Below are 11,070 nucleotides of genomic sequence, written 5' to 3' on the forward strand. Positions count from 1 at the left end.
TTGGTTTGATAGAGAATTTAATCAAGCAAAAGCTAATGGTTGGAAAGCAAGTAATGAAAGTATAAATTCTTATGTAAATAATATAATGGATAGATTAGATAAGCTAATGAGTCAGACTAGAGTTTAAATTAAATTTTTACAAATTGTAAAAATAATTAGTCTTTTGAGACTGACTGTATGGTTATTTTTTAAAAATAAATTTATATTATTAGAATACAATTTATCTAAAATATCTTTAAAAATATTCTAAACTGAAAATTTATTAATAACAAAAATCAAGCTATAATCTTATAAAAATTTAAATATTTTTAAAATTATATTTATTAGTTTTTGTAAATATTTAAAAGGATGATTTCATTTATAGCTTTAAATATTTTTATTAAGAAAAGTTATTATTTTATAAGATAGCAAGATTTTAAAAATTCAAATTTTATTGTTATATCTCTTTTAAATCATTATTATAAAATATTTAAAAACTTAAGTTGTGTAATGCAAATGATATTTTAAATTATTTTAAAGAAAACGTTAATTTAAGACAAAAATTAAAAGCTATATTAGATAAAGAATTAATCCATATTAAACAACAACGCCCTGATATAATTGAGTCTTGGAAGTATTATCAAGAATTTGAAAAGATGTGTAAAGAATTAGATGGGGAAGATTAAAAAATTAAATAAAAATAAAATTTTTGAAGTAACAAACTTTAGATATTTTAAATTAAAAATAATTGGATATTTAAAAGACTAGATTAAAATATGAAATTAATATAATAAAAATATATAAAAATAATTTAAAGCACAAAAGGATGAAAAAATTATTTCCATCCTTCTATATAATTTTTAAGTTTTCTTCCAACTTTAGGGTGTTTTAATTTTTTAATAGCTGAACTTTCTATTTGACGCACTCTTTCCCTAGTTACATTAAGTTCTTTACCAATTTCTTCTAAAGTTCTATCGCTCTCATCATCCATTAAGCCAAAACGCATACGAATGACAGCTTTTTCTCTATCATTGAGCTGATCTAAAACTTCATCAATTTGTTCTTTTAAATCATCTTTTAAAATATGATCCATAGGAGAGAGTGAATTTCTATCTTCTACAAAATCTCCAAATTTTCCATCATCTTCATTGCCTATAGGAGCTTCTAATGATATAGGTTCTTTTGTGATTTTAATTACTTGTTTAACTTTATCTACACTTAAACCCACTTCTTTAGCTATGATGCTTACATCAGGTTCTTTGCCATTTTTTTGTAAGTGTTCGCGTATGATTTTATTGATTTGATTAATAGTTTCTATCATATGTATAGGAATTCTAATTGTTCTTGCTTGATCGGCAATTGCTCTTGATATAGCTTGTCTTATCCACCAAGTAGCATAGGTTGAGAATTTATAACCTCTTTTATATTCAAATTTATCTACAGCTTTCATAAGACCTATATTACCTTCTTGTATAAGATCTAAGAAAGGCAATCCTCGATTTGTATAGCGTTTTGCGATACTTACCACTAAACGTAAATTTGATTTAGCCATTCTTGCTTTAGCCTCGTCTGAAATTTTCTTTCCACGTTTAATTTGTTCTAAAATTTCTTTAAGATGATTTTTTTCAAGATCAAATCCTTTTTTACTAGCCTCTTTAGTTTGAAAGAGTTTTTTTATTTCCATATATGTGCTAACCATGGTAGTTTCTAGTGATTTTTCAGCAATTTCTTCTTTGCTTAATTTTGTAATATCTTTTAAAATATTTGCATGACGTGTCTTAAGTTCTTCTGAAAACATTGGTAAGCGATATTCTAAGCGTTTAAGCTCCTTATCAAATTCTTCATCACTCTTAAGAGCTGTTTCCATTGACTTTACAATCTCTGAAATAAGTTTTGAAGTAGGGCCTAAATCCATAAGTTTTTCTTTGAGAATATTCTTTTTAAAAGCAATGCTTAATTTATCAAGTAATTCATCATTATTGCTTTCCTTGTCTGTTTTACTCACTTTAAGCCAATCTTTTTTTGCTTTTTCTAGGGCTTTGAATTTTTCTATAACTTTTAAAGTTCTTTCATCTTCTTTTTTCTTATTTTTTTTATTTTTGTCATCATTTTCATTTTCTAATTCTTCATCTTCTTCAAGCTCATCATTTTTATCATCATTTTTATCATCATCATCAAAACTTTTAAAAAGTTCTTTTACTCTTCTTTCTCTATTGATAAGAGGTTCTTTATAATCTAAGATAAAATCAATCAAATAAGGAACAGAACAAAAAGCATCAATTATAATATCTTCGCCTAGTTCTATTTTTTTAGAGATTTCTACTTCTTCATCTTTACTAAGCAGAGCAATTTGCCCCATTTCCCTTAAGTACATACGCACAGGAGAATCTGATCTACTCCATTCCAATAAATCATTTTCATTTGCTAAATCAAATTCGCTTTCCAAGCTTGTATCTTGAAGCTTTTGTTTTTCTTCTTGCAATCTTTTAGCATCTTCTATATTTTTAATCTGAGCAATTTCAGCTGCTGAAAAAAGTTGAACTTTATATTTTTTGATCAAAGTTTGTATTTTTTTGGCTATAGATGCGTTGGGTTGTTTTGAAAGATATTTAACTAATTTTTCATAAGTAATATAATCTTTTTCATTTTCTTTAAATAGCTCTTCTAATTCTGCTTCTTGGGTTTTTGCGCTCATTAATTTCCTTATTTCAGTTTTTACATTGAATTTAATATTTTAGCTAAAAATTTCTTAAAAATTTATATTGTATTAATATCATTTAAATTTTGAAAAATTTTTTGGAACACTCTTTGCTTAAACATTTTTTGAAAATTAAAAATATAGGTGAAAATATGCAAAATGGATATTATCAAGCAACCGGTGGTATGGTAACACAGTTTAATAGATTAGATGTGATTACAAACAATCTTGCTAATATTAATACAAGTGGTTATAAAAGAGATGATGTTGTTATTGCAGATTTTAAAAGGATTTTTAAAGAAACTCAAGATGAGTTGCCTATACAAAATCATACAAGAGATGCTTCAAGATTTGCTAATACTACGATCGATAGAGTTCCTCAAATTGATCAAGAATATACAGATTTTACAATGGGTTCTTTAAAAACTACTAATAATCCTTTAGATCTTGCAATAACTAGAGAAGATGCTTTTTATTTAGTGCAAACAAATAATGGCGAAGTAAGACTCACAAAAGATGGAAATTTTCAGCTTGATGATGAGGGTTATTTGGTAAATAAACAAGGTTATAAAGTTTTAAATTCTAATTATTTTAACAATCCCCAAAATGCGTGGATTAAAGTAAATGAAAATGCAAATTATATCAATGTTGATAAAAATGGAAATATTTCTGTTGATGGGAATCAAAACTCAAGATTGTTTATTGCTCAAGTAGATGATATAAGAGCTTTACAAAAAGATGGCGATAATGTATATAAAATCGATGATTTAACAAGAATTAGAGATTTAGATAATTCAAATGCGATAAGACAAGGTTTTTCTCAAGGATCAAATGTAAATCCTGTAACCGAAATGGTAAGTCTTATAGAGGCCAATAGAATGGTTGAAATGTATCAAAAAGTTATGACAGCGCATATGGATGATTTAAACCAAGATGCTATCAATAAACTTGCAAGCGTTAAATAAATAAAAGGATAAAACTATGATGAGATCACTTCACACTGCTGCTACAGGTATGATAGCACAGCAAACACAAATTGATGTTACTTCAAATAATATTGCAAATGTTAATACAGTTGGATTTAAAAAATCAAGAGCTGAATTTGCTGATCTTATGTATCAAACTATGAAGTATGCAGGAACTTCAACTTCTGCTACTACTCTTTCTCCTTCTGGTATAGAAGTGGGCGTTGGTGTGCGTCCAACTGCAATTACTAAAATTTTTACAGAAGGAAGTTTTAAAGCCACTAGTACAGATGGCTTAGATATGGCTATTGCGGGAAATGGATTTTTTCAAGTGCAACTTCCTGATGGAACTATAGGTTATACTAGAAATGGACAATTTACTAAAGACAATGAAGGAAATATAGTAAATTCAGATGGATATAGACTTTTACCTGAAATGACTATTCCAGAAGGAGCTATTGCGATCAATGTTGCTACAGATGGAACAGTTTCTGTTATGCTTCCAGGAGAGCAACAAGAAACCCAAATTGGACAAGTAGAGCTTGTGCAATTTATCAATCCTGCAGGACTTCATTCAATAGGTGATAATCTTTACTTAGAAACGGGTGCAAGTGGAGCTCCAGTTGCTGGAATTGCTGGTCAAGATGGCTTAGGACAAATTAAACATGGTTTTGTTGAACTTAGCAATGTTCAACTTGTTGAAGAAATGACAGATCTTATCACAGGTCAAAGAGCTTATGAGGCAGGTTCAAAGGCTATTACAACAAGCGATGATATGTTAAGCATTGTTAATCAACTCAAACGTTAATATTTTAAAAATTTCCAAATAGTTATTTGTATTATTTGGAAATTTTCTTGCTTATTAAATATTATTATTTAAATCAATTATTTAGGACTCAAAATATCCTAAATAGATATTTTGAAATTATTTCTTTTAGTTACTAAATTAATATTTTTTTTATTAAGCATAAACTATAATAAAACTTTTATCTTTAAATTTTTTGGAGGAAATAATGAATAGAAGGGATTTCATTAAGAACACCGCTATTGCAAGTGCTGCAAGTGTTGCAGGGCTTAGTGTTCCTAGTTTTGCTTCTAATGAAGAAAATTGGAAATGGGATAAAGCAGTTTGTAGATTTTGTGGAACAGGCTGTGGAATTATGATTGCTAGAAAAGATGGCAAAATAGTGGCTACAAAAGGAGATCCAGCAGCTCCAGTTAATAGAGGGCTTAATTGTATCAAGGGTTATTTTAATGCAAAAATTATGTATGGAGAGGATAGATTAGTTACTCCTTTATTACGTGTTAATGAAAAAGGCGAATTTGATAAAAAAGGTAAATTTAAACAAGTTTCTTGGCAAAGAGCCTTTGATGAAATGGAAAAGCAATTTAAAAAAACTTACAACGAATTAGGTGTTAGTGGTATAGGTATATTTGGAAGTGGTCAATATACTATTCAAGAAGGATATGCTGCATTAAAACTTGCAAAAGCTGGTTTTAGAACAAACAATATCGATCCAAATGCAAGACATTGTATGGCGTCTGCGGTAATTGGATTTATGCAAACTTTCGGTATAGATGAACCTGCAGGTTGTTATGATGATATAGAATTAACAGATACTATTATAACTTGGGGTGCAAATATGGCTGAAATGCATCCTATTCTTTGGTCAAGAGTAAGTGATAGAAAATTAAGTAATCTTGATAAAGTAAAAATAGTAAATTTAAGCACTTATTCTAATAGAACTTCAAATATAGCAGATATTGAAATTATTTTTAAACCAAATACAGATTTAGCAATTTGGAATTTTATTGCTAGAGAAATTGTATATAATCATCCAGAAGCAATAGATAAGAAATTTATTGATAAACATTGTGTTTTTGCTACAGGATATACTGATATTGGTTATGGTATGAGAAATGATCCAAATCATCCAAAATTTAAAGAATCAGAAAAAGATATAGTTGAAAAAGAAAATGTGATCACTTTAGATGATGAAGAAGCAACTTCACTTGCTTATCTTGGTGTTAAAAAAGGCGATAAATTCTATATGAAACATAGAGCTCAAGCTAGTGACAATTGGGAAATTAGCTTTGAAGAATTTAAAAAAGCTTTAAGCCCTTATACACTTGATTATGTTGCAGAAGTTTCAAAAGGTGATGATAATGAATCTTTAGAAGATTTCAAGAAAAAACTTCAACAACTAGCAAATTTATATATTGAAAAAAATCGCAAAGTAGTAAGTTTTTGGACTATGGGCTTTAATCAGCATACGCGTGGATCTTGGGTAAATGAGCAAGCTTATATGGTGCATTTATTACTAGGCAAACAATCAAAACCTGGAAGCGGAGCATTTTCTTTAACAGGACAACCAAGTGCTTGTGGAACAGCTAGAGAAGTTGGAACTTTTGCACATCGTTTGCCAGCAGATATGGTTGTTGCAAATCCAAAACATAGAGAAATTTCAGAAAAAATTTGGAAAGTTCCTGCAAAAACTATCAATCCAAAACCAGGTTCTCCTTTTGTTGATATAATGAGAAATTTAGAAGATGGAAAAATAAAATTCATTTGGGTTCAAGTAAATAATCCTTGGCAAAATACTGCCAATGCAAATCACTGGATCGATGCAGCAAGAAATATGGATAATTTTATTGTAGTAAGTGATTGTTATCCTGGAATTTCAGCAAAAGTAGCTGATCTAATTTTACCAAGCGCTATGATATATGAAAAATGGGGTGCTTACGGTAATGCCGAAAGAAGAACACAGCATTGGCGCCAACAAGTTTTACCTGTAGGTGAAGCTATGAGTGATACTTGGCAAATTATGGAATTTGCAAAAAGATTTAAACTCAAAGAAGTATGGAAAGAGCAAAAAGTAGATGATAAATTAACCTTGCCAAGTGTTTTAGAAGATGCTAAAAATATGGGATATAACGAAGAAGATACTTTATATGATGTTCTTTTTGCAAATGCTGAAGCTAAAGGTTTTAGCACAGAAGATGAAGTAGCCAAAGGATTTGACAATACTGATGCAAAAGGTGATGAAAGAAATATCATAGGAAGCGATGGTAAAGAATTTAAAGGTTATGGATTTTTCGTTCAAAAATATCTTTGGGAAGAATACCGCAAATTTGGTTTAGGTCATGGTCACGATTTGGCAGAATTTGACACTTATCATAAAGTAAGAGGATTAAGATGGCCAGTTGTTAATGGAAAAGAAACACAATGGCGTTTTAATACTAAATTTGATTATTATGCAAAAAAAGCTGCTCCAAATTCTGATTTTGCTTTCTATGGAGAATTTGACAAAATGCTTGCTAAGGGTGATTTAATCGCTCCAAAAGATGATAAAAAATATAGCATTAAAAATAAAGCAAAAATTTTCTTTAGACCATTTATGAAAGCTCCTGAAAGACCAAGCAAAGAGTATCCATTCTGGCTTGCAACGGGTAGGGTACTTGAGCATTGGCATAGCGGAACTATGACTATGCGTGTTCCTGAGCTTTATAGAGCTGTTCCTGAAGCACTTTGCTATATCAATGAAATAGATGCAAAAAATTTATCTTTAAATCAAGGTGATTTAGTTTGGATAGAATCACGTCGTGGTAAAGTAAAAGCACGTATAGATATGAGAGGTAGAAATAAACCACCTGTTGGACTTGTTTATGTGCCTTGGTTTGATGAGAATGTTTATATCAACAAAGTAACTCTAGACGCTACTTGTCCATTATCAAAACAAACCGATTATAAAAAATGTGCGGTTAAAATTACTAAGGCTTAAATTTAATGCAAAGAAGAGAATTTTTCATAAAAAGCTTTAAAAATTTGTGCCTTTGTGCCGGAGGTGGTTTTTTAGCTACTTTAGCTTTAAATGCCAAAGATAGATATTATCTTAGGCCTCCAGGTGCAGATGATGAAGAAGTATTTTTATCAAAGTGTATTCGTTGCGGACTTTGTGTTAATGCTTGTCCTTATGATACCTTAAAACTTGCTTCTTTACTTGATGCACCCCAAAATGGAACACCTTTTTTTGAAGCAAGAAAAATTCCTTGCTATTTATGCGAAGATATACCTTGCATTAGAGAATGCCCTACAGATGCTTTAGATAAAAAGTATCTTGAAAAAAAAGATGGGGTTTATGAACTTAAAATGGGTATAGCTATTATCGATAGTGCTTCATGTGTAGCACATTGGGGGATTCAATGTGATGCGTGTTATAGAGCTTGTCCTTTGATTGATAAGGCTTTAAAGCTTGAATTTAAGAGAAATGAACGCACAGCAAAACATGCTTTTTTATTACCTATCGTAGATCATGAAGTTTGTGTAGGTTGCGGACTTTGTGAGCTTGCTTGCATTACACAAGAACCAGCCATTAGAGTTTTGCCAAGAAAATTTGTTTTAGGTAAAGCAGGATCTCATTATGTTAAAGGTTGGGATAAAGAAGATGAAAAACGTTTAAATGAAAGCAATGAGGAAAAAAAATTAGATCAAAACAAAGCACAAGATTATCTTAATAATGAGGAAATGTTATGAAATATCTAATATTAAGACGTTTTACTCAGATTGCAATTTTAGTTCTTTTTAGTTTTACTAGTACTCATTTTATATTAAATGGAAATTTAAGTTCTTCTGTTCTTTTTTCAACTATTCCTTTAAGCGATCCTTTTGCTATTTTACAAATTTTCTTAGCGAGTTTAAGTATAGATATAACTATGCTTTTAGGTGCCTTGGTGGTTTTTATACTTTATGGAGTATTTTTAGGTAGAGCGTTTTGTTCTTGGGTTTGCCCTATAAATTTAATTACAGATTTTTCCGCTTTTATGCGTCAAAAATTAAATTTTAAAACAAGTAAATTTTTAATTTTAAATAAAAATTTGCGTTATTTTATTTTAGTTTTAGTATTGATTTTATCTTTTATATTCTCTTTACCTGTATTTGAAAATTTTTCTTATATAGGCATTATACATAGAGGAATTATTTTTGGTGGAACTTCTTGGATTTTTGTTGCTTTTATCATTTTTTGCATAGACACTTTCTTAAGTCCTAGAGCTATTTGCTCTCATATTTGTCCTTTGGGAGCTTTTTATGCTGTAATTTCTCGTTTTGCGATTTTAAAAATAAAGCATAATGTAGATAATTGCACTAAATGTTATCGTTGTATCAATATATGTCCAGAAAAACAAGTTTTATGGATGATAACAAAAGAAAGTTCTAGTGTAACTTCAGGAGAGTGTATACGATGTGCAAGATGTATAGAAGTTTGCGATGATAATGCTTTAAATTTTAATATATTCGATTTAAGGAAAAAATAATGAAAAAGAAAATATTTTTAGTTTCAACTGCTGCAGCTTTATTTTTGGTTGCCTGCGGAATCAATAGCGGTATAAGTTCAGAGCAAATTGGGCTTAGAAAAGCAAGTTTAGAAAATGAAAATAAAGTTGTTTTAGCAGATATTAACTATAGTGCAGCTCAACCAGGAGAAGCTAGCGTTTATGATAGATCTTATGAGAATGCACCTCCATTGATCCCGCATTCTGTAGAAGATTTATTGCCTATTACAAAAGATAACAATTCGTGTTTAAGTTGTCATGATAAAGCTATAGCAGCAGATGTTGGTGCTACTCCGATCCCTCCAACTCACTATTATGATTTTAGACACGATAAAAATACAGGCGATGTTATCAGCGATACAAGATTTAATTGTACTCAATGCCACGTGCCACAAAGTGATGCTAAACCTATAGTGGGAAATACTTTTAAAGCAGACTTTACAAATAAAGATTTACTTAAAAAATCAAACCTAATTGATGTAATCAATGAAGGAGTTAAATAAAATATGGTAAGGATATTTTTTATCCTTACTTTTTTTATACTTTATTCTTTTTCTTATGAGATAAAACTAAGTTCAAATATAAGTTCTCTAAAAAAAAATGGAGATTTTTTATATATTGGAACCGACAAAGGCGAAGTTTTCTCTTTTGGTTTAAAAAACGATAAATTAAAAAAGCTTTTTATTCTACCTAAGATCAAAACTTATTATGATGAAAGTTTTTCTCAAATTTATGATATAGATTCTTTAGAAGACAGTTTATTGATTTTAAGTGAAGGAAGTTATGGAAAAAAAGATTTATTTGTTTATAAAGACAAACAACTCACAAAACAAAAAATTCAATTAAATGATATAAGAAAAGTTTTTTTTATTAACAAATATACCATTCTCATAGCTTCAATAAGTTCTGAAATTTATCTTTTTGATATAAAAAATTTAACTTTATTAAAAAAATTTAAATTTTCACAATCAGCTTTAGGAAATTTGCAACTTAATGAAGATAAGAGTATTTTGGCATTAGGTTTTGAAAGTGGAGAAATAGAACTTTTTGATTTAAAAGAATGGAAAGTATTGTACAAATATAAACAAATTCACAAAGACAATATCTATCAAATAGATTTTAAAAAAAATATTATCTTAAGTTGTTCTACTGATAGACGTATAGGCATTATAAAAAACAATAAAGAAAATTTTTTACAACAAAATTTTTTAATTTATGCTTGTTCTTTAAGTCCTGATGGTAAAATTGCTGTTTTTAGTGATAATAATGACAATAAAACAAAGGTCTTTGGCACAGATACTTTAAAACAGCTAACTTTTTTTGATAATGAAAATTTAAGCGTTGAAAATATAATTTTTATAGATAATAAAAATTTTATTCTTTCTGGATTTTCAAATATACTTTTATTTAGGAGTTTAAAATGAATCTTTCTAGTGTTTTAATTTTAACAAAAGAAGAAAATCAAGAAAAATTGATACAAGATATCAATCAAGTTCCAAATTGTTCAGTTGAAATGAGTGAAAATGGTAAAATTATAGTAGTTATAGAAAGTGAAAATTTAGAAGATGAGTTAAATTCTTATAAAAAGCTTGAAAAACTTTCTAATATAATTAGCATCAGTATGGTTTTTTCTTATCAAGATTTAGATGACGATATACAAAAAGCTATCAATAGTGGTGCCATAGAAACTATAGAAAAAAATGAAAAAGCGGAAAATATAGAGTATTATGGAAGTATTTTTAGGAGATTATCTTAAAATGATTTTTTTAATCCCTTTGCTTATATTTTTTGCTGTAATTTTTGGAATTGATTATTTATATTTTTCTGATGAAGATTTAGCCATAAAGGAACAAAAAGAAATAAAAGCAGAAGTAAATAACTCTTTAAAACAAGAATACTTAAAGCAACTTTTTAATACTGAAAATTAATTTAATCTTTAAATTTTATATTTTTTAGTAAATATAAATTTGAAAATTTAAATTTTATCTACTTTTTAAATCCCTTAATTTTTTATTTCAAAAATTATTTAATTTTATTTTTGTAATTTCTAAAGTTATAAAAAAATTATCAAATGATGCTTAAAACACTCATACAACA

10 protein-coding genes and 1 pseudogene are annotated in these 11,070 nt (G+C 28.5%); 10 read left to right on the top strand and 1 reads right to left on the bottom strand.

From position 1 onward, the window contains the following. Window positions 1-497: 497 nt before the first annotated feature. A pseudogene (locus JG676_RS07265) lies at window positions 498-665 on the top strand (DUF2972 domain-containing protein); the annotation flags it as partial. Between the two features lie 149 nt (window positions 666-814). Here the strand turns inward: JG676_RS07265 and rpoD are convergent. Continuing rightward, window positions 815-2,686 (bottom strand): RNA polymerase sigma factor RpoD, encoded by a 1,872-nt coding sequence (gene rpoD, locus JG676_RS07270; protein WP_325099554.1) that lies wholly within the window; start codon window positions 2,684-2,686, stop codon window positions 815-817. A gap of 143 nt (window positions 2,687-2,829) precedes the next feature. Between rpoD and JG676_RS07275 the strand changes: the two genes are divergently transcribed. The 9 genes from JG676_RS07275 to JG676_RS07315 all read left to right on the top strand — a co-directional run bounded on the left by JG676_RS07275 (window position 2,830) and on the right by JG676_RS07315 (window position 10,901). Continuing rightward, window positions 2,830-3,642, top strand: coding sequence for a flagellar hook-basal body protein (locus JG676_RS07275; RefSeq protein WP_200169442.1), 813 nt, complete (start codon window positions 2,830-2,832; stop codon window positions 3,640-3,642). 16 nt (window positions 3,643-3,658) lie between these two features. Further along, window positions 3,659-4,450 (top strand): flagellar basal-body rod protein FlgG, encoded by a 792-nt coding sequence (flgG, locus tag JG676_RS07280; RefSeq protein WP_131186330.1) that lies wholly within the window; start codon window positions 3,659-3,661, stop codon window positions 4,448-4,450. Window positions 4,451-4,655: 205 nt separating this feature from the next. After that, window positions 4,656-7,424 (top strand): periplasmic nitrate reductase subunit alpha, encoded by a 2,769-nt coding sequence (gene napA / locus JG676_RS07285; protein WP_200169324.1) that lies wholly within the window; start codon window positions 4,656-4,658, stop codon window positions 7,422-7,424. 5 nt (window positions 7,425-7,429) lie between these two features. Further along, a complete protein-coding gene (gene napG / locus JG676_RS07290) occupies window positions 7,430-8,176 on the top strand; it encodes a ferredoxin-type protein NapG (protein WP_200169325.1) in 747 nt (248 codons plus the stop codon). Beyond that, entirely contained in the window at window positions 8,173-8,955 is a 783-nt protein-coding gene (napH, locus tag JG676_RS07295) for a quinol dehydrogenase ferredoxin subunit NapH (RefSeq protein ID WP_200169326.1), read from the top strand. The genes napG and napH overlap by 4 nt, the downstream gene beginning before the upstream one ends. Then, window positions 8,955-9,476, top strand: coding sequence for a nitrate reductase cytochrome c-type subunit (locus tag JG676_RS07300; protein ID WP_200169327.1), 522 nt, complete (start codon window positions 8,955-8,957; stop codon window positions 9,474-9,476). The genes napH and JG676_RS07300 overlap by 1 nt, the downstream gene beginning before the upstream one ends. 3 nt (window positions 9,477-9,479) lie before the next feature. Then, complete coding sequence (locus JG676_RS07305) at window positions 9,480-10,397, top strand: WD40 repeat domain-containing protein (RefSeq protein ID WP_200169328.1); 918 nt, start codon at window positions 9,480-9,482, stop codon at window positions 10,395-10,397. Next, window positions 10,394-10,729, top strand: coding sequence for a chaperone NapD (locus tag JG676_RS07310; protein WP_200169329.1), 336 nt, complete (start codon window positions 10,394-10,396; stop codon window positions 10,727-10,729). The genes JG676_RS07305 and JG676_RS07310 overlap by 4 nt, the downstream gene beginning before the upstream one ends. A gap of 1 nt (window position 10,730) precedes the next feature. Continuing rightward, the gene (locus JG676_RS07315; protein WP_200169330.1) at window positions 10,731-10,901 is read left to right on the top strand and encodes a hypothetical protein; all 171 of its coding nucleotides are present in this window, start codon (window positions 10,731-10,733) and stop codon (window positions 10,899-10,901) included. Window positions 10,902-11,070 lie beyond the last annotated feature (169 nt).

It is taken from the genome of Campylobacter sp. 2018MI34 (assembly GCF_016598975.1).
Taxonomy (GTDB): domain Bacteria; phylum Campylobacterota; class Campylobacteria; order Campylobacterales; family Campylobacteraceae; genus Campylobacter_D.